Source organism: Citrobacter telavivensis, assembly GCA_009363175.1.
GTDB classification, from domain to species: domain Bacteria; phylum Pseudomonadota; class Gammaproteobacteria; order Enterobacterales; family Enterobacteriaceae; genus Citrobacter_A; species Citrobacter_A telavivensis.
In genome coordinates, this window is the sequence record CP045205.1 from 826,941 (window position 1) to 846,455 (window position 19,515).

The window sequence follows — 19,515 nt, forward strand, 5'->3', positions numbered from 1 at the left end:
TTATGACTCCATCAGCTTCAGGGCTTTTTCCAGAACGGCGTCACCTTTCATCATGCCGTAATCCATCATGTCGATCACCGCGACTTTCTTGCCGAGCGGATCGGCCAGCGCCTGCAATTTTGCCTGTTCGTACTTGACCTGCGGTCCCAGCAGGACGATATCCGCTGTGGCTATATTCTCCTTGAACTCAGCGACAGGCACGGCCTTGATCGTCACCTCGATCCCTTTCTTTTGAGCGGCATCTTTCATTCGTTGTACCAGCATGCTGGTGGACATACCGGCGGCACAGCATAAAACGATATTCTTCATAGTTCGCTCTCACGGTTCGTTGATACCCCATCTTTAGTCTGAGGTTGTGATGAGAACAACCGCCTTACCGTGAATGTGTGTAAAGCATCACAAAGTAATCGCACAAATAATGAAACCGGTTGCGGTTTTTCTCAAAATGGAAAAAGCCTGTCGTAACGGGTGTTACAGAGAAGGAGAGACTAGCGGTTCGCGTTGACGATCCGGTTTTTTCCTTCCTGTTTGGCCTGGTATAGCGCTTCATCAACGCGCATGATCAGTTGTTCCTGCGCTTCCAGATTCCATTCCCCGAGTCCGGCGCTAAAAGTGACGTGCAGTCCCTCTTCACGCCAGGTGCGCTTCGCGATCTCAGTGCGCCAGTGTTCCAGCAGGTTATGCGCGTTGTTCAGTGACTCACCCGAGAACAGCACGGCAAACTCCTCGCCGCCATAGCGATAAACGGAAACGGCGGCGGACTGCATGATCTGAATCCCTTCACGCGCGACGTTGCGAAGGACAATGTCACCATTCAGATGTCCCCAGGTATCGTTGATGGACTTAAAGTCATCAATATCCACCAGTGCCAGGGCGAACGGTTGGTGATCGTTCATCAGCGCGGCAATATCGCTGTCGAATGCGCGGCGGTTTTTACAACCGGTCAGGGCATCAATGGTCGCCTGTCGAACATAAGCCAGTTCGCGCGCTTTATTGGACTCGATAGCCTTGCTCAGCATCGCTTCAAGGCGCGGTGCGCGTTTAACATCACCAGTTTTGATAGCGTTGATGATATTCATCAGCACGGTGTGTGAAGCGTGTCGTAGATAGAGACCAAACAGCGCAATGATGATCGCCGCGAGGGCAAATCCCCAGATCACAATATTGGTCTCATGGCGCGTCAGGTCGACCAGCGTCGTGTCTGAAACCCGATAAATCACAAACCAGTCCGGGTTAGTGAACGAATAGTAGTAGTACCAGTCCTGAGTCTCCGGATCGTATAAATGCCCCTCACCGTTGGTCATCTGGCGCATGGTTTTTTTACTAACATACGGCTTAAACAGTGAGCCCGTATCCGGATGCAACACCACTTTCCCGTCGCGGTCGACCACAAAGAACTCGCCCTGGACGGGAGCCACCATCTGGCGCAGAGCGTAGCCCATCGACGTCAGATCAAGATGAAACGCAATCGTGCCTTTCAGTTTCCCTTCAGGAGAGATGACCGGTTTGTAGATAGTCACAGTCGGGTGGTGCGTGAAATAGTCAATATAGGGCGCGGTATAGTTGCTAAATGTGCTGGCTTCGGCCTGATCCACAAACCAGGGCCGCGATTTCGCATCGAACGTTTTGCTGCGTTCGGTGTTCTGTACCTGAGGGGCGCGCAGGTAATGTCCTTCGACATCCGCCAATGAGATTGAGGAGACTGACGGCATCAGCGTCTGCAGTTGCATGAGCGTTTTCAGCCCCTCCTCCGGTTCGAGGTTCACCGTGTCGTTCAGGTGGTCATTGCGAGAAAAGTAGGTCGCTGCACGACCCAGAATATAATCATTTTCACGCAGCAAAGACTCGGTGTAGTTCACTGCCAGGTTGTGGGTAAAGTTCCGGTTAATGCCATGATAATCCTGAAGAAAATCATTCTTCTGCATAAAGGTAATGAATATGGCGATCAGTACAAAGCTGAGTATGATCCCCGTAAAGCTCACCAATATTGGAGTCGTGAATGAAAGTTTTCTGTTATGACCTGCCATTACTTTAACTTATCCAGAAAGTGTAAATCCTGAAAAGAAGTGCAAAGTGAAATCAGCAACGTGGCTCTGCATATCAGGAAAGAGTGTATGCAATTATAATCTCGCGAAGATAAGTCGGGATGATTTATCTTAAGAAGTGGACCTCTCTGTTGCCTGTTTATTAAGCAATTCGGTGCTTTATATCGCGGGTTGTGGTGAAGGCAGGGCGAAACGAGGAAGAAGCTTTTCGCCCTGGACAGCGCTACGGCTGACGGTGATACGTTAAAAAAGTGAGAGGCTGACGACAACCTCTCGTTTTCTCTTTTTCGTCGCGACTCGTAAAAGGGTTACCCGTTTGCACGACGGTTCATAGCCTTTGCGAAGCGCGCCCCAGATACGCGTCCCAGTCCTTCCATACCGGCTGTAGCCCCTGCGCGGAGAGCACGTCAGCAACAGTTGCAGGATGGCGGTTGTCATGTGGTGCAAACTGTTCCAGTTCAGGGCGATCGTCTGCATACCCGCCGGGCTGGGTTTTCGAGAACGCGCTGACATTGTTAATCGCCAGTGGGATCACGTGGTCACGAAACCAGGGTGATTCCCGTGTAGACAGCGACAGCTCAATCTCCGGTGCCAGCAGACGGAACGCGCAAATGGTTTGCACCAGTTGGCGCTCATCCATGACGGAGGCGGGTTCAATTCCGCCAGCGCACGGACGCAGGCGCGGGAACGAAATCGAGTAGCGGCTCTGCCAGTAGTGTTGCTGAAGCCACAGCAGATGCTCAGCCACCATATAGCAGTCCACCCGCCAGTTGTCGGAAAGGCCAATCAGCGCACCGAGGCCTATCTTGTCGATACCGGCCCGCCCCAGCCGGTCCGGGGTTTCCAGACGCCAGAAGAAATCCTGTTTTCTCCCCCTCAGATGGTGCTGCGCGTACATCGCGTCGTGATAAGTCTCCTGATAGACCATCACCCCGTCGAGCCCCAGCTTTTTCAGTTCGGCATATTCTGCTTCGGCTAACGGCTGAACCTCCATTTGCAGCGACGAAAACTGCTGGCGAATAGTGGGCAAGTGGCGACGAAAATAGTCCATCCCGACCTTTGCCTGATGCTCGCCGGTGACCAACAGGAGATGTTCGAAACCCAACTCGCGGATCGCCGCGCACTCCCGGACAATTTCCGCCTCATCCAGCGTTTTGCGCTTGATGCGGTTGCTCATCGAAAAACCGCAGTAGGTACAGTCGTTAGCGCACAGATTGGAGAGATACAGCGGGACGTAAAAGCTCACCGTATTGCCGAAGCGCTGGCGGGTGAGCGTCTGTGCCCGCTGTGCCAGCGGTTCGAGGTAGGCACTCGCGGCAGGTGACAGCAACGCCATCATATCGTCGCGACTGGGGCGGGACGCATTTAGCGCCCGCTCGACATCAGCAGGCGTTTTGCTGTTGATGCGCAGGCGGATATCGTCCCAGTCGAGTTGCCGCCAACGGTCAGTGAACGTTTTCATGCCGAAACCTCCAGGAAACCGGTTAGCGGGCTGGTGGCCTGCGCCTGGCGGCTGCGACTACCCGGTCCGGCCTGACGCGCCAGAAGACCCGCTTCTACGGCCAGACGGAAAGCGCGGGCCATCATCACCGGATCGTCTGCTACGGCAATCGCCGTATTCACCAGCACCGCATCCGCACCCATTTCCAGCGCCTGCGTGGCATGGCTGGGTACGCCGATTCCGGCATCCACTACCACCGGAACGGTGGACTGCTGGATAATGATCTCCAGCATGGCCCGGGTCTCCAGCCCCTGATTCGAGCCAATCGGCGCACCGAGCGGCATCACCGCTGCGCACCCGACCTCTTCCAGCCGTTTGCACAGCACCGGATCCGCACCGCAGTAAGGAAGCACCACAAATCCTTGTTTTACCAGCGCGTCGGCGGCTTTCAGCGTTTCAATCGGATCCGGCAGTAACCAGCGCGCATCGGGATGAATTTCCAGCTTCAGCCAATGGGTGCCGAGTGCCTCACGCGCAAGCTGTGCGGCAAAGATAGCCTCTTCTGCCGTTTTCGCCCCGGACGTGTTGGGCAACAGTGTGACGCCCGCGTCGAGAAGCGGGGCCAGAATGGCGTCATTGTGTTGGCGCAAATCCACCCGCTTCATGGCCAACGTCACCAGTTGACTGCCAGAGGCGCGGATCGCGTCAACCATTACGGCCGGTGACGCAAATTTACCCGTGCCTGTGAACAGATGTGAATCAAACGTTTTGTCTGCAATACGTAACATTTCAGCCCCCTGCGATAACCTGAAAAAGCAGGATCTGGTCACCTTCCTGCACGATGTGCTGCGCCCACTGCTCGCGGGGCAGAATCTGTTGATTCAGCGCCAGTGCGGTGCCGGGTTTTAACTGATTCAACTGAGTCAGCAGCGTATGTACGCAGAGCCCCTCTGCGCACTGCATCGGCTCATCATTGAACTGGATTCGCATGTCGTCCTCCACATACCGGACACCCGTTGGCGCGGCGTAATGCCAGACTGCGCCACTGGCTGGTTTTACCATCAAACAAACGCAACTCGCCGCCGGGTATGTCCATACCACTGAGGAGCTTGATCGCTTCCAGCGCCTGTAGCATCCCCATCACGCCGACGACGGGACCGACAACGCCCGCCGTACGGCAGTTGCGTTCGGGTTCTGCTTCGTCCGGCCACAAACAGCGGTAGCAGCCCTGCGTCCAGGGCGGCGTCAGTACCATCAACTGGCCGCCAAAACCGACCGCGCTGGCGGTGATCAGCGGGGTATCGAACGCCACGCATGCGGCGTTAATTTCCTGACGCGTTGCCATGTTGTCGGTGCAATCGAGTACCACATCCGCTTGCGCTACCGCATGGCTGAGGGCGTCTCCACTCAAACGTTGCGGTAGCGAGAGCAGGTCGATATCCGGATTGAGTCGCGCCAGCCGCTGTTGTGCAACCTGCGATTTAGATCGGGCAATGTCATCCGTGGTGAACAGGATCTGCCGTTGCAGATTGCTGAGATGAACGTCATCGTCGTCAGCCAGCACCAGCGTGCCGACACCGGCACCTGCCAGATACAGCGCGGCCGGGGAACCTAATCCACCCAACCCGACGATCAATACGCGGCTGGCGAGCAGCTTTTGTTGACCGTCAATGGCGATATCGTCCAGCAGGATCTGACGGCTATAGCGCATAAAGTCACGATCATTCATCGCCTGCTCCTGCTATCGCCAGCAACTGCGCGGTTGCCGCGCGCCAGTCCGCAGCCTGGGTAATGGCGCTGACCACCGCAATGCTCCCTACGCCAGTCGCAAGGACCGCCGGCGCGCGGTCCAGGCTGATCCCCCCAATGGCGACAGTAGGGTAATCGTGCAGACGGTCGATATGCCGCGCCAGCTGTTCCAGTCCCTGCGGCGCAGACGGCATCTGCTTGGTTTGCGTCGGGAAGACATGCCCCAGCGCGATGTAGGAGGGACGTGCCGCCAGCGCCACGTCGATCTCCATGTCGTCGTGCGTCGAGACGCCCAGACGTAATCCCGTCGCCTGAATCGCTTTCAGATCGGTGGTTTCCAGGTCTTCCTGACCCAGATGCACGCCATAGGCACGGTGTTTAATTGCCAGTCGCCAGTAATCGTTAATAAACAGGCGGGCGTTGGCGTTCCGCCCCAGTTCGATGGCCGCAACCACGTCGGCTTCCACCTCTTCATCGCGCTTATCTTTGATGCGCAACTGAAGCGTGCGCACGCCAGCGTCGAGCAGACGCGCGATCCACGCCACGCTGTCGACAACCGGATAGAGGCCTAAGCGAAACGGAACCGTTGGGAAATCAGGCTGATACATCAGGCTTCCTCCCGTTTGAGGTAGATTTCACCGCCTTTGGCGCGGAAATTTTCTGACATATCCGCCATCCCCACTTCGATTGTCTGGGCGGCGGCGTAGTCGCGAACCTCCTGGCTGATTTTCATTGAGCAGAATTTCGGGCCACACATGGAGCAGAAGTGCGCCACTTTGCCGGATTCCTGCGGCAGGGTTTCGTCGTGGTACGCGCGGGCGGTGAACGGATCGAGCGCCAGATTGAACTGGTCTTCCCAACGGAATTCGAAGCGCGCTTTCGACATCGCGTTATCACGGATTTGCGCACCCGGATGCCCCTTCGCGAGGTCGGCGGCATGGGCGGCAATTTTGTAGGTAATCAGCCCCTGTTTCACATCCTCTTTGTTCGGCAGGCCGAGGTGCTCTTTCGGCGTGACGTAACAGAGCATCGCACAGCCAAACCAGCCGATCATCGCCGCGCCAATCCCCGAGGTGAAATGGTCGTAACCCGGTGCGATATCGGTGGTCAGCGGGCCTAAGGTGTAGAATGGTGCTTCGTGACAATGCTCCAGCTCTTCGGTCATGTTGCGGCGTATCATCTGCATCGGCACGTGGCCCGGACCTTCAATCATCACCTGCACGTCATATTCCCAGGCGATCTTCGTCAGTTCACCCAGCGTATGCAGTTCCGAGAACTGCGCCTCGTCGTTGGCGTCCTGAATGGAACCGGGGCGCAGGCCGTCACCGAGCGACAGAGAAACGTCATACGCGGCACAGATTTCGCAAATTTCGCGAAAGTGCTGATAAAGGAAGTTCTCTTTGTGATGAGAGAGACACCATTTCGCCATGATGGATCCCCCGCGCGAGACGATCCCCGTCAGGCGTTTTGCGGTCATCGGCACATAGCGCAGCAGTACACCGGCATGGATGGTGAAGTAGTCTACTCCCTGTTCAGCCTGCTCCAGCAGCGTATCGCGGAAGGCTTCCCAGGTAAGATCTTCGGCGATCCCGTTAACCTTCTCCAGCGCCTGGTAGATCGGTACGGTGCCGATCGGCACCGGGCTGTTACGCAGGATCCACTCGCGGGTTTCGTGAATATAGCGCCCGGTGGAGAGGTCCATCACGGTGTCCGCTCCCCAACGCGTTGACCACACCAGTTTTTCGACCTCTTCTTCGATAGAAGAGGTGACGGCAGAGTTACCGATGTTGGCATTCACTTTCACCAGAAAGTTACGGCCAATAATCATCGGCTCAGATTCAGGGTGGTTGATGTTGGCGGGGATGATCGCCCGTCCAGCGGCCACTTCATCACGCACAAATTCCGGCGTGATATTCTCCGGTAGACGTGCGCCGAATCCCTCACCCGGATGCTGCTGGCGCAACACGTCGCTGCGAATGCGCTCACGGCCCATGTTTTCACGGATGGCGATAAACTCCATTTCCGGTGTTACGATGCCCTGGCGGGCGTAGTGCAGTTGGGTGACGCATTTACCCGCTTTGGCGCGTTTTGGCGTCAGCAGGCCGGTGAAGCGCAGTTCATCAAGGCCATCATCGGCCAGGCGCGCTTTGGTGTACGCCGAGCTCCGGTCGGTCAGCGCCTCGCTGTCATGACGCGCATCAATCCACGGTTGACGCAGCTTCGCCAGACCCTGCTGAACGTTAATCGCTACGTCCGGATCGCCATAGGGACCGGACGTGTCGTACACCGGCACCGCTTCGTTCTCTTCAAACTGCGGCTGCTCTTTACTGCCGCCGATGAGCGTCGGGCTAAGCTGGATCTCACGCATCGGAATGCGGATATCCGCTTGCGAACCCGTGATATAGATTCGTTTTGAGTTCGGGAAAGCGGTGCCTTCCAGGGTGTCGATGAAGTGTTGTGCTTGCGCGCGCTGTTCGCGGCGGGACAATTTAGGTGTAGTTGCAGACATAGCTCATTCCAAAAAGTTAGGAGATGGCTTGTCAGACGACGGAGGAGTAATAGATGTGCGCCGCCCGTTAAGGCTTACGCATAAAGCAGAATTACTCTTGTTCCCTTCGCAGGTTTTAACCTGATCAGGTTCCGCGGATCCCGAATTAACGGTCTCAGCCTTTTCCACTTCACGCTTTCGTGGAAAATAAGCACTCCGACAAGATAACACCCCTCAGAAGAGGGGGACGTTTGTAAATTACGCGTTAGTCACGCAAAACTCAAGCAGGACGTTTGATGACGGCGTTGTCGTGCATGGCGTCAAATACCAGCATGATAAGCTTATCTTCAAGGGCAAACCGGGCTTCCAGCGCTTCGCCGAGATCGGACAAAACCTGTTGAAACTCCAGGCAGTTATCGTGATCTATCGCCGTTTCCAGGCTGGAGTCATAATAGTCCATGATGCGTTGTGTGTTAGCTTCCAGTAGCGGCCAAATTTTTGTCGCTTTTAAAAGCTGCCCGTTACCTTCCAATTTATGGAGAATACGTTCATAAATACTGAAGTGTCCGGTGGAGAGATAATCGACCAGGCTCTGACAAAAATCATCCAGCGCTTTTTCATTCAGCCGCATGTACGATTCTTTGCCAGGCTTAATGCCAACCAGATTGTAGTAAGCCACGAGCAGGTGCTTACGTATATGTAGCCAGCGATCAACCAGTTTGTTACTTCCTCTGACGCGCTCTGTCAGGTCTTCCAGCTGGTTTAGCATGATTGACTCCGCAAGTGTGGATTTTAAAACTGCTCACGCAGGAATTGTAAAAATAATGTTATCAACATGCCAGTGAAGCAAAGGTAGTGCAAGAGCTATGGATCGTATTATTGAAAAATTAGACAGCGGCTGGTGGATAGTCAGCCATGAGCAAAAATTATGGTTGCCTCACGGTGAATTGCCACATGGCGCCGCGACAAATTTCGATCTTGTTGGGCAGCCTGCGCTGCATATCGGAGAGTGGGAAGGAGAGGCTGTCTGGCTGGTGCTACAGCATCGGCGTCACGAGATGGGATCGGTTCGCCAGGTGCTCGATCAGGATGCGGGTCTGTTTCAACTGGCGGGGCGCGGTGTACAACTGGCCGAGTTTTATCGATCGCATAAGTTCTGCGGCTACTGCGGACACCCCATGCATCCCAGTAAAACCGAGTGGGCGATGCTCTGTACCCACTGCCGCGAACGTTACTATCCGCAAATCGCCCCCTGCATTATTGTCGCTATCCGCCGCGATGATTCCATCCTGCTTGCCCAACACGTACGCCACCGTAACGGCGTGCATACCGTGCTCGCCGGGTTCGTTGAGGTGGGCGAAACCCTGGAACAGGCGGTGGCGCGTGAGGTAATGGAAGAGAGCGGTATCAAAGTGAAAAACCTGCGCTATGTGACCTCGCAGCCGTGGCCTTTCCCGATGTCGCTGATGACCGCATTTATGGCGGAGTACGACAGTGGCGAGATAGTCATCGATCCGAAAGAGCTGCTGGAGGCTAACTGGTATCGTTACGATGATTTACCGCTCCTGCCGCCACCGGGCACCGTCGCACGGCGTCTGATCGAAGATACCGTGGCAATCTGTCGGGCTGAGTATGAATGAATCACGTGATACACTTCATCCTTCAAAGTGGCCCTTCGTTGACTGCCTTCAATCACCCCAGTCACTTACCTGAGTAAGCTCCTGGGGATTCATTCAGTTGTCGCCTTGCTCCACTCTGAATGATTTTGTGTATACACTGGCGGCCTGACGCAATAAGGAACTGCAAAAATGACCGAACTGAAGAACGATCGTTATCTGCGTGCGCTGCTGCGCCAGCCCGTTGATGTCACCCCGGTATGGATGATGCGCCAGGCGGGCCGCTATTTACCTGAATATAAAGCCACCCGCACAGAGGCGGGCGATTTTATGTCGCTGTGCAAAAATGCGGAACTGGCCTGCGAAGTGACACTCCAGCCGCTGCGCCGTTATCCGCTTGATGCGGCGATCCTCTTCTCGGATATTCTGACTATTCCGGATGCGATGGGGCTGGGGCTTTATTTTGAAGCCGGCGAAGGTCCGCGTTTCACCGCCCCGGTGGCCTGCAAAGCCGATGTCGACAAACTGCCGGTTCCCGATCCTGAAGATGAACTGGGCTACGTGATGAACGCGGTACGCACGATTCGTCGCGAGCTGAAAGGCGACGTGCCGCTGATTGGTTTCTCCGGCAGTCCGTGGACGCTGGCGACTTACATGGTCGAAGGCGGGAGCAGCAAAGCCTTTACCGTGATTAAAAAGATGATGTATGCCGACCCGAAAACGCTGCATGCGCTGCTCGATAAGCTGGCGAAGAGCGTTACGCTGTACCTCAATGCCCAAATCAAAGCGGGTGCGCAGTCGGTGATGATTTTCGACACCTGGGGCGGCGTACTGACCGGGCGCGATTATCAGCAGTTCTCGCTGTATTACATGCATAAAATCGTCGATGGTCTGCTACGTGAACACGACGGTCGCCGCGTGCCGGTGACGCTGTTTACCAAAGGTGGCGGACAATGGCTTGAAGCGATGGCGGAAACCGGCTGCGATGCGCTCGGACTCGACTGGACCACCGATATTGCCGATGCGCGTCGTCGTGTCGGGCACAAAGTGGCCTTGCAGGGCAACATGGATCCGTCGATGCTCTATGCGCCTGCGGCGCGTATCGAAGAAGAGGTGGCGACGATCCTCTCCGGTTTCGGCCAGGGCGAAGGCCACGTCTTTAACCTCGGTCACGGCATTCATCAGGACGTGCCGCCAGAACACGCAGGCGTCTTTGTGGAGGCGGTTCACCGCTTATCTGCGCAGTATCACAAATAGGGCGTCAGTATGGATCTCGCGTCGCTACGTGCTCAGCAGCTTGAACTGGCCTCATCGGTGATCCGGACGGATCGTCTCGATAACACGCCACCGGGTCTGATCGCCGGTGCCGACGTGGGGTTTGAGCAGGGCGGAGAAGTGACGCGAGCTGCGATCGTGTTGCTGAAATATCCCTCGCTGGAACTGCTCGAATACCAGGTGGCGCGCATCGCCACCACCATGCCCTATATCCCTGGCTTTCTCTCCTTTCGCGAGACGCCCGCGCTGCTGGCCTCGTGGGCGCAATTGTCGCAAAAACCTGATTTGCTGTTTGTGGATGGACACGGTATCTCCCATCCGCGTCGTCTCGGAGTGGCCAGCCACTTTGGGCTGCTGGTCGATGTGCCGACCATTGGCGTGGCGAAAAAGCGTCTGTGCGGTACGTTTGAGCCCCCCGGTGCCGAACCTGGCGCATTGTCGCCGCTGATGGACAAAAATGAACAACTGGCATGGGTCTGGCGCAGCAAAGCGCGCTGTAATCCGCTGTTTATCTCAACAGGCCATCGCGTTGGGCTGGACAGCGCTCTGGCGTGGGTACAGCGCTGTATGAACGGCTATCGTCTGCCGGAACCGACCCGCTGGGCGGATGCCGTGGCATCAGAACGTCCGGCGTTTATGCGATGGCAGGAAATCCAGCCCTGATTGATGTACACTGCCGCTAATTTCTGATTTGAGAATTCATCATGTTACAAAACCCGATTCATCTGCGTCTGGAACGTCTGGAAAGCTGGCAGCATGTCACTTTTATGGCCTGCCTGTGTGAGCGCATGTACCCGAACTATGCCATGTTCTGCCAACAGACCGGGTTTGGCGACGGACAGGTCTACCGTCGTATTCTGGACCTGATCTGGGAGACGCTGACGGTCAAAGACGCGAAAGTGAATTTCGACAGCCAACTGGAGAAGTTTGAAGAAGCGATCCCGACGGCTGATGATTATGACCTGTACGGAGTTTATCCGGCCATTGATGCCTGCGTGGCGTTAAGCGAATTGGTGCATTCTCGTCTGAGCGGTGAGACGCTGGAACACGCCATTGAAGTCAGTAAGACCTCCATTACCACGGTTGCGATGCTGGAAATGACCCAGGCTGGTCGAGAAATGAGCGATGAAGAGCTCAACGATAACCCGGCGGTGGAGCAGGAGTGGGATATTCAGTGGGAAATATTCCGACTTTTAGCAGACTGCGAAGAACGCGACATTGAACTGATAAAAGGGCTTAGAGCAGACCTGCGTGAGGCTGGCGAGAGCAATATCGGTATAAATTTGCAGCAGTAAGACACGAAAACGTGATTTAACTTCTGAATTGTCGTACCTGGAGGCTTCCCTTCCGCCCCCCGTCTGGTCTACATTTGGAGGGCGAAAAAAAGTGGCTATCGGTGCGTGTATGCAGGAGAGTGCTTTTCTGGCATTTCCGTCGCACTCGATGCTTAGCAAGCGATAAACACATTGTAAGGATAACTTATGAACAAGACTCAACTGATTGATGTAATTGCAGACAAAGCAGAACTGTCCAAAACCCAGGCTAAAGCTGCTCTGGAATCCACTCTGGCTGCTATTACTGAGTCTCTGAAAGAAGGCGATGCTGTACAACTGGTTGGTTTCGGTACCTTCAAAGTGAACCACCGTGCTGAGCGCACTGGCCGCAACCCGCAGACCGGTAAAGAAATCAAAATCGCCGCAGCTAACGTACCGGCGTTTGTTTCTGGTAAAGCACTGAAAGACGCAGTTAAGTAAGACCGCGTGGCTGTGAACAGTTTTAATGAAGGGGCGGTTTCGCCCCTTTCGTCTGTCTGGCGTCGCATGTTGACGTTAGCGGGCGTGCTGTTGCTGACGGCCTGTAGCCATAACAGCTCTCTTCCACCGTTTACCGCCAGTGGGTTTGCTGACAATCAGGGTGCGGTGCGTATCTGGCGTAAAGATGCCGCAGATGGCGTCCATTTGCTTTCCGTCTTTAGCCCGTGGCGTAATGGCAGTACCACAACCAGCGAGTACCGTTGGCAGGGTGATTCCCTTTCACTGATAGAACTCAATATTTATGGCGAACCGCCGGAACATATCCGCGTGCGTTTTGACGATCGCGGCGAGCTGAGCTTTATGCAGCGCGAAGTCGATGGCCGTAAACAGCAGTTGTCGAACGATCAAATCGAATTATACCGTTATCGTGCCGAGCAGATCCGCCAGACCAGCGATGCATTGCGTCAGGGGCGGGTGGTATTGCGTCAAGGACGCTGGCATGCCGCTGAACATGCGGTTACCACCTGCGAAGGCGAGACGATTAAACCCGATTTAGACGCCAGGGCGATGAGTCATATTGAGCGCCGCCAGCGCCGTTCATCTGTTGATGTCAGCGTGGCATGGCTGGAGGCACCCGAAGGGGCACAGCTTCTGCTGGTGGCGAATTCCGACTTCTGCCACTGGCAGCCAAAAGAAAAAACGTTTTGAATGCCTGATGGCGCTACGCTCATCAAGCCTACAGCGTGTCTGTCGTAGGCCGGATAAGGCAAATCCGCCATCCGGCCATCAGCGATTACCAGCGCCCCATTCCCATGTGACCGCCGCCACCGCATCCGCCGTAACCCATTCCCATACCGCCAGGGACTCCGGCCTGAGCCATTGCGACATCCCGTTTCACCCGCTGTTCATCCAGTGACTGTCTTAAGGATTCCATCTCTTTCGCCACCGCATTGATTTTGGCGGTATCCGGCGGATTCGTCGCTAACAGCGCGTTGTACTCATAGCGTTTGGACATCAGTTGCTGGCGCAGGGCGTTAGTCTGGTTGTAAAAATCATTGTGGATTTTTTGCGCGGCAGTCTGTTGCTCTGCGCTCAGTCCACTACCATTTTGTTGCCACATGCCGCCGCCGTTCCCCCAGTGATGCTGTGCCAGTGCGGGGCTGGAGCCCAGTACCATTAGAGAGAGGGCGATCAGCGCCAGGCCTGCTTTCGTGTTCCGTTTCATCATTGATCCTCCTGTGGGTGGTCTTATCTTCCGTATTGCATCTTCCGTGCCAGGCCGATTTTTCCCGTCCAGCGTGGGTTCTGGCGACGCGCGGGGGCGCAAGGCGGGTAAAAATGACTCGCTGGAAAGAGGCAGCGGGTCATTTTTACCCGGTGGTGTCGGCAGTTTGTGTACCAGGACCGGGATACGGACCGCGAAAAGTGGCATGATTTCTGCTGAAGCAAAGAAGGGATTGAGTCACTCAGAGCTGATGAGAATGATGCGAGAACATAAGGATACGGTAGCCCGATGGTTGAGCGGGGGGCTACCCGCCGTCATCCTGATTCTGGTTGGGCTATTTGCCGTGATGGTGATCCGCGATTACGGGCGCGAAAGTGACGCGGCGCGGCAGACGCTGCTGGAAAAGGGCAGTGTGCTAATCCGTGCGCTGGAGTCGGGGTCGCGCGTCGGGATGGGCATGCGGATGCATCATGCCCAGCAGCAAACGCTGCTCGAAGAGATGGCGGGGCAGCCTGGCGTACTGTGGTTTGCCGTGACGGATGCGCAGGGCAACGTGGTGATGCACAGCGATCCTGCCCAGGTCGGGAGAACGCTCTACTCGCCAGCAGAAATGCAAACATTACATCCGGGAGAAGAGGCGCGCTGGCGTCCGGTTAACGCGACGGACGCGCAGGGGGAAGCCATTCCGGCGCTGGAGATCTATCGTCAGTTCCAGCCGCTGTTTTTCGCGGGTCGGCACGGTATGCGAGGGATGTCGCGTGGTAATGGCGCAATGTCTGACGCTGCCCATCAATCTATTTTTATCGCCTTTGATGCCAGTGAGCTGGCAGTGACGCAGGCGCGTGAGTGGCGCAATACGCTGATTATGCTTTTCGCGCTGACCACCGTGCTACTGGCGACCCTCCTGACGTTTTTCTGGTACCGGCGCTACCTGCGTTCTCGCCAGCTTTTGTTGGATGAGATGAACCGCAAAGAGAAGCTGGTAGCGCTCGGGCATCTGGCGGCAGGCGTCGCGCATGAGATTCGTAATCCGTTGTCATCTATCAAAGGGCTGGCAAAGTACTTTGCCGAACGCGCGCCGGCTGGCGGTGAAGCGCATGAACTGGCGCAGGTGATGGCGAAAGAGGCCGACCGTTTAAACCGGGTGGTAAGCGAACTGCTGGAACTGGTGAAGCCCGCACATTTATCCTTGCAGTCGGTGGATCTCAATGCGGTGATCGCTCACTCTCTCCAGCTAGTTAGCCAGGACGCGCAGAATCGGGCGATCGATCTGCAATTTGTGCCTGACCCTGCGCTACCGCTTATTCAGGCCGACCCGGACAGGCTGACGCAGGTACTGCTGAATCTTTATCTGAATGCAATTCAAGCCATCGAGAGTCAGGGGACCATTCGCGTTGAGGCAAGCACAAGCGGAGCCGATCGCGTTAAAATCACCGTTGCCGACAGCGGGAAAGGGATTGCGGCGGAACAGCTGGCCGCCATTTTCACCCCTTATTTCACGACCAAAGCGGACGGTACGGGGCTGGGGCTGGCGGTGGTACAGAACATCATTGAACAGCATGGCGGGACGATTCAGGCCGACAGCCCGCCAGGTCAGGGCGCAACGTTCACCCTCTGGCTCCCGGTGACGTTAACACGTAAGGATTCACAAGGATGATTCGCGCAAAGATCGACATTCTGGTGGTGGATGATGACGTCAGCCACTGCACCATTTTACAGGCATTACTACGAGGATGGGGCTATGACGTCGCGCTGGCCTACAGTGGACGAGCCGCACTCGAGCTGGTGCGTGACCACGTCTTTGACCTCGTGCTGTGCGATGTACGCATGGCTGAGATGGACGGCATCGAGACGCTGAAAGAGATCAAAGCGCTGAACCCGGCCATTCCGGTTCTGATCATGACGGCATTCTCCAGCGTGGAGACGGCGGTAGAGGCGCTGAAGACCGGCGCGCTGGATTACTTAATCAAACCGCTGGATTTTGACCATCTACAAACGACGCTGGAAAATGCGCTGGCGCATACGCGAGAGCCCGCCAGCGAGCTGCCCTCCGTTTCCGCCTCGCAGTTTGGGATGGTTGGTAAAAGCCCGGCGATGCAGCAACTGCTGAGTGAGATTGCGATGGTCGCGCCTTCGGATGCGACAGTGCTGATTCATGGCGACTCCGGTACCGGGAAAGAGCTGGTGGCGCGCGCGCTGCATGCCAGCAGCGCGCGGAGCGACAAACCGCTGGTGACGCTGAACTGCGCGGCACTCAACGAATCGCTGCTGGAATCTGAACTGTTTGGCCATGAAAAAGGGGCATTTACCGGTGCCGACAAACGCCGGGAAGGGCGCTTTGTCGAAGCCAACGGCGGCACGTTGTTTCTTGATGAGATTGGCGATATCTCGCCGATGATGCAGGTGCGGTTGCTGCGGGCGATTCAGGAACGCGAAGTTCAGCGCGTGGGCAGCAACCAGACGCTCTCGGTTGATGTCCGTCTGATTGCCGCAACCCATCGCTGTCTGGAGGAAGAGGTGCAGGCCGGGCGCTTTCGTCAGGATCTCTACTACCGCCTGAACGTCGTGACGATTGAAACACCGGCGCTGCGTCAGCGGCAGGAAGATATCCCCCTGCTGGCTGACCACTTTCTCCAGCGGTTTGCTAAACGCAACCGTAAGGTCGTAAAAGGGTTTACCCCCCGGGCAATGGATCTGCTGATTCATTACGACTGGCCGGGGAATATTCGCGAACTGGAAAATGCCATTGAACGTTCGGTGGTCCTACTGACCGGAGAGTACATCTCTGAGCGCGAGTTGCCGCTGTCGATTGCGAGTCAGCCGCTGCCGTTCGTAGCGGATCGGGCCATTCAGCCGCTGGTGGAAGTCGAAAAAGAGGTGATTCTGGCGGCGCTGGAGAAAACGGGCGGCAATAAAACGGAAGCCGCCCGTCAGTTAGGGATTACGCGAAAAACGCTACTGGCGAAGCTCTTGCGTTAGTGCTGTTCACGCTCGATGGCGCGCCAGCCGATATCTTTACGGCAGAAACAGTCGTCCCAGTGGATATCGGTCATTAAGGCATAGGCGCGTTTCTGCGCGTCGGCCACGGTGTCACCCAGCGCGGTAACGCACAGTACACGACCTCCGCTGGTGACAACCTGCTCGTCATCGGCAAGTTTGGTCCCTGCGTGGAACACTTTACCGTCTGCCACGTCTTCCAACGGCAGACCGTGGATCACGTCACCGGTGCGGTAATCGCCAGGATAACCGCCTGCCGCCATCACGACGCCGAGCGAGGCGCGTTCATCCCACTCTGATTTTTGCTCATCCAGTTTGCCTTCGCAGGCGGCCAGGCAGAGCTCAACCAGATCGGACTTCATGCGCAGCATGATGGGCTGCGTTTCCGGGTCCCCAAAGCGGCAGTTGAATTCAATCACCTTCGGATTGCCCTGTTTGTCGATCATCAGACCGGCATACAGGAAACCGGTATAGGTGTTGCCTTCTGCCGCCATGCCTTTCACGGTAGGCCAGATGATGCGTTCCATCGTGCGCTGGTGGACGATATCCGTGACCACCGGAGCTGGGGAGTAAGCGCCCATTCCGCCGGTGTTCAGGCCGGTATCGCCATCGCCGACGCGTTTATGATCCTGACTGGTCGCCATCGGCAAGACGTGTTCGCCGTCGACCATCACGATAAAGCTGGCTTCTTCGCCATCAAGAAACTCTTCAATCACGATGCGATGACCCGCATCGCCAAACGCGTTGCCTGCCAGCATGTCATGTACGGCGGCCTCGGCCTCTTCCAGCGTCATCGCGACAATCACGCCTTTACCGGCTGCCAGACCGTCAGCCTTAATGACGATCGGCGCGCCTTTCTCACGCAGATACGCCAGTGCAGGCTCAATTTCGGTGAAGTTCTGGTATTCGGCCGTCGGGATCTGGTGGCGTGCAAGGAAATCCTTGGTGAACGCTTTGGAGCCTTCCAACTGAGCGGCACCTGCGGTTGGACCGAAGATGTTCAGGCCTGCTGCACGGAAAGTATCGACCACGCCTTTCACCAGCGGCGCTTCCGGGCCGACGATCGTCAGGTCGATCTTTTCACTCTGGGCAAAGCTCAGCAGCGCTGGAATATCGGTCGCGCTGATGGCGACGTTTTGCAGCGTCGGTTCCAGCGCGGTGCCGGCGTTACCCGGCGCAACAAATACGGTTGCCACTTTCGGTGACTGAGCGGCTTTCCATGCCAGAGCGTGCTCGCGCCCGCCATTGCCGATAACTAATACTTTCATATCTCGCTCCATTAATGGCGGAAGTGGCGCATGTCGGTGAAGATCATTGCAATGCCGTGTTCGTCAGCGGCGGCAATGACTTCATCATCACGGATGGAACCGCCCGGCTGGATAACGCAGCTCACGCCAACGGCGGCGGCGGCATCAATACCATCGCGGAACGGGAAGAAAGCGTCGGATGCCATGGCGGAGCCTTTCACTTCCAGACCTTCATCAGCGGCTTTGATCCCGGCAATTTTGGCCGAGTAGACGCGGCTCATCTGGCCTGCGCCAATGCCGATGGTCATGTTCTCTTTGGCGTAAACAATGGCGTTGGATTTAACGAACTTCGCGACTTTCCAGCAGAACAGCGCGTCACGCAGTTCCTGTTCAGTCGGCTGGCGCTTCGTCACCACGCGCAGTTCACCGGCGGTGACCATACCCAGATCGCGGTCCTGAACCAGCAGACCGCCGTTAACACGTTTGAAATCCAGGCCCGGCACGCGTTCAGCCCACTGGCCGCAGGTCAGGACGCGAACGTTCTGCTTGGCGGCGGTGATTTTCAGCGCATCTTCGGTGGCGGACGGGGCGATAATCACCTCGACAAACTGACGGGAGATGATGGCCTGCGCGGTTTCAGCATCCAGCTCGCGGTTAAAGGCGATGATGCCGCCAAAGGCAGAGGTCGGGTCCGTTTTATACGCGCGATCGTAAGCATCCAGAATTGAGGTGCTGACCGCGACGCCGCAGGGGTTGGCGTGTTTGACGATCACGCAGGCCGGCTCGCTAAACTCTTTTACACACTCCAGCGCCGCGTCGGTATCAGCGATGTTGTTATAGGAAAGCGCTTTGCCCTGAACCTGCTGAGCGGTCGCGACGGAGGCTTCTTTCACATTCTCTTCTATATAGAAGGCAGCCTGCTGGTGGCTGTTTTCGCCGTAGCGCATGTCCTGCTTCTTAATAAAGTTCAGATTCAGCGTACGCGGGAAGCGACCTGCGGCTTCTTTGCTTTCACCGTGATAGGCCGGAACCATGCTGCCAAAGTAGTTGGCAATCATGCTGTCGTAGGCGGCGGTGTGTTCGAAGGCTTTAATCGCGAGGTCGAAACGGGTGTCGAGAGTCAGAGAACCGTCGTTGGCATCCATCTCGTTAATAATGGCGTCGTAGTCGCTGCTCTTCACAACGATAGCGACATCTTTATGGTTCTTCGCGGCGGAGCGCACCATCGTCGGTCCGCCGATATCGATGTTCTCTACCGCATCTTCCAGTGAGCAGCCTTCGCGGGCAACGGTCTGGGCGAACGGATAAAGGTTAACAACCACCATATCGATGGGGGCGATGCCGTGCTGTTCCATAATCCCGTCATCCTTGCCGCGACGACCGAGAATGCCGCCGTGCACTTTAGGATGCAGGGTCTTCACGCGTCCATCCATCATTTCCGGGAAACCGGTGTAATCGGAAACTTCGGTCACCGGCAGACCTTTCTCTGCTAACAGACGGGCAGTGCCCCCTGTCGACAGCAGCTCCACACCACGTGCGGAAAGTGCCTGGGCGAATTCGACGATACCGGCTTTGTCAGAAACACTGAGCAGAGCGCGGCGGACTGGACGACGTTGTTGCATGGTAAATCCCCTGGATTTGACGATTACAGAGAGCGTTAGCTGAATTTTTCGTGAAA

Annotated in this window: 21 protein-coding genes and 1 riboswitch; of the genes, 8 read left to right on the forward strand and 13 right to left on the reverse strand. The window is 56.2% G+C overall.

Annotation, left to right across the window (positions count from 1 at the left end):
* The 10 genes from GBC03_06160 to GBC03_06205 all read right to left on the reverse strand — a co-directional run bounded on the left by GBC03_06160 (position 1) and on the right by GBC03_06205 (position 8,492).
* Positions 1 to 309, reverse strand: coding sequence for a PTS sugar transporter subunit IIB (locus GBC03_06160; protein QFS69821.1), 309 nt, complete (start codon positions 307 to 309; stop codon positions 1 to 3).
* Between the two features lie 179 nt (positions 310 to 488).
* Positions 489 to 2,027 carry a diguanylate cyclase gene (locus GBC03_06165; protein ID QFS69822.1) on the reverse strand — a complete coding sequence of 513 codons (1,539 nt, stop codon included), beginning with the start codon at positions 2,025 to 2,027 and terminating at the stop codon, positions 489 to 491.
* Positions 2,027 to 2,314 (reverse strand): hypothetical protein, encoded by a 288-nt coding sequence (locus GBC03_06170; GenBank protein QFS69823.1) that lies wholly within the window; start codon positions 2,312 to 2,314, stop codon positions 2,027 to 2,029. The genes GBC03_06165 and GBC03_06170 overlap by 1 nt, the downstream gene beginning before the upstream one ends.
* Positions 2,315 to 2,373: 59 nt before the next feature.
* The gene (gene thiH / locus GBC03_06175) at positions 2,374 to 3,507 is read right to left on the reverse strand and encodes a 2-iminoacetate synthase ThiH (GenBank protein QFS69824.1); all 1,134 of its coding nucleotides are present in this window, start codon (positions 3,505 to 3,507) and stop codon (positions 2,374 to 2,376) included.
* Positions 3,504 to 4,274, reverse strand: coding sequence for a thiazole synthase (locus GBC03_06180; protein QFS69825.1), 771 nt, complete (start codon positions 4,272 to 4,274; stop codon positions 3,504 to 3,506). Before GBC03_06180 ends, thiH begins: the two co-directional genes overlap by 4 nt.
* Position 4,275: 1 nt before the next feature.
* Positions 4,276 to 4,476 carry a sulfur carrier protein ThiS gene (gene thiS, locus GBC03_06185; protein ID QFS69826.1) on the reverse strand — a complete coding sequence of 67 codons (201 nt, stop codon included), beginning with the start codon at positions 4,474 to 4,476 and terminating at the stop codon, positions 4,276 to 4,278.
* Positions 4,457 to 5,215 carry a molybdopterin-synthase adenylyltransferase MoeB gene (gene moeB, locus GBC03_06190; protein ID QFS69827.1) on the reverse strand — a complete coding sequence of 253 codons (759 nt, stop codon included), beginning with the start codon at positions 5,213 to 5,215 and terminating at the stop codon, positions 4,457 to 4,459. Before moeB ends, thiS begins: the two co-directional genes overlap by 20 nt.
* Entirely contained in the window at positions 5,208 to 5,843 is a 636-nt protein-coding gene (thiE, locus tag GBC03_06195; GenBank protein QFS69828.1) for a thiamine phosphate synthase, read from the reverse strand. The genes moeB and thiE overlap by 8 nt, the downstream gene beginning before the upstream one ends.
* Entirely contained in the window at positions 5,843 to 7,744 is a 1,902-nt protein-coding gene (thiC, locus tag GBC03_06200; GenBank protein ID QFS69829.1) for a phosphomethylpyrimidine synthase ThiC, read from the reverse strand. Before thiC ends, thiE begins: the two co-directional genes overlap by 1 nt.
* An 84-nt stretch (positions 7,745 to 7,828) precedes the next feature.
* Positions 7,829 to 7,952, reverse strand: a riboswitch (TPP riboswitch).
* Between the two features lie 51 nt (positions 7,953 to 8,003).
* On the reverse strand, positions 8,004 to 8,492 hold the full coding sequence (locus GBC03_06205; protein QFS69830.1) for an Rsd/AlgQ family anti-sigma factor: 489 nt from the start codon (positions 8,490 to 8,492) through the stop codon (positions 8,004 to 8,006).
* Between the two features lie 97 nt (positions 8,493 to 8,589).
* Here GBC03_06205 and nudC point away from each other — a divergent pair, with 97 nt between their 5' ends.
* The 6 genes from nudC to GBC03_06235 all read left to right on the forward strand — a co-directional run bounded on the left by nudC (position 8,590) and on the right by GBC03_06235 (position 13,076).
* Positions 8,590 to 9,363, forward strand: a complete 774-nt coding sequence (nudC, locus tag GBC03_06210; protein QFS69831.1) for an NAD(+) diphosphatase — start codon at positions 8,590 to 8,592, stop codon at positions 9,361 to 9,363.
* A gap of 168 nt (positions 9,364 to 9,531) precedes the next feature.
* Positions 9,532 to 10,596 carry a uroporphyrinogen decarboxylase gene (gene hemE / locus GBC03_06215; protein ID QFS69832.1) on the forward strand — a complete coding sequence of 355 codons (1,065 nt, stop codon included), beginning with the start codon at positions 9,532 to 9,534 and terminating at the stop codon, positions 10,594 to 10,596.
* Positions 10,597 to 10,605: 9 nt separating this feature from the next.
* Positions 10,606 to 11,277 carry a deoxyribonuclease V gene (locus GBC03_06220; protein QFS69833.1) on the forward strand — a complete coding sequence of 224 codons (672 nt, stop codon included), beginning with the start codon at positions 10,606 to 10,608 and terminating at the stop codon, positions 11,275 to 11,277.
* Between the two features lie 41 nt (positions 11,278 to 11,318).
* Positions 11,319 to 11,909: a DUF416 family protein gene (locus GBC03_06225; GenBank protein ID QFS69834.1), complete on the forward strand. Its 591-nt coding sequence runs from the start codon at positions 11,319 to 11,321 to the stop codon at positions 11,907 to 11,909.
* Between the two features lie 186 nt (positions 11,910 to 12,095).
* Entirely contained in the window at positions 12,096 to 12,368 is a 273-nt protein-coding gene (hupA, locus tag GBC03_06230) for a DNA-binding protein HU-alpha (protein ID QFS69835.1), read from the forward strand.
* Between the two features lie 12 nt (positions 12,369 to 12,380).
* Entirely contained in the window at positions 12,381 to 13,076 is a 696-nt protein-coding gene (locus GBC03_06235; protein ID QFS73924.1) for a DUF1481 domain-containing protein, read from the forward strand.
* 85 nt (positions 13,077 to 13,161) lie between these two features.
* On the opposite strand, the gene zraP is transcribed toward GBC03_06235, so the two are convergent.
* A complete protein-coding gene (gene zraP / locus GBC03_06240; protein ID QFS73925.1) occupies positions 13,162 to 13,593 on the reverse strand; it encodes a zinc resistance sensor/chaperone ZraP in 432 nt (143 codons plus the stop codon).
* Between the two features lie 250 nt (positions 13,594 to 13,843).
* On the opposite strand from zraP, the gene zraS reads away from it, so the two are divergent.
* A complete protein-coding gene (zraS, locus tag GBC03_06245) occupies positions 13,844 to 15,250 on the forward strand; it encodes a two-component system sensor histidine kinase ZraS (protein QFS73926.1) in 1,407 nt (468 codons plus the stop codon).
* Positions 15,247 to 16,572 (forward strand): sigma-54-dependent response regulator transcription factor ZraR, encoded by a 1,326-nt coding sequence (gene zraR, locus GBC03_06250; GenBank protein QFS69836.1) that lies wholly within the window; start codon positions 15,247 to 15,249, stop codon positions 16,570 to 16,572. Before zraS ends, zraR begins: the two co-directional genes overlap by 4 nt.
* Here the strand turns inward: zraR and purD are convergent.
* Together purD and purH are read right to left on the reverse strand one after the other, a co-directional pair.
* On the reverse strand, positions 16,569 to 17,858 hold the full coding sequence (gene purD / locus GBC03_06255; protein QFS69837.1) for a phosphoribosylamine--glycine ligase: 1,290 nt from the start codon (positions 17,856 to 17,858) through the stop codon (positions 16,569 to 16,571). The two genes, zraR and purD, sit on opposite strands and share 4 nt — an antisense overlap.
* 11 nt (positions 17,859 to 17,869) lie before the next feature.
* Positions 17,870 to 19,459, reverse strand: coding sequence for a bifunctional phosphoribosylaminoimidazolecarboxamide formyltransferase/IMP cyclohydrolase (gene purH, locus GBC03_06260; GenBank protein QFS69838.1), 1,590 nt, complete (start codon positions 19,457 to 19,459; stop codon positions 17,870 to 17,872).
* Positions 19,460 to 19,515 lie beyond the last annotated feature (56 nt).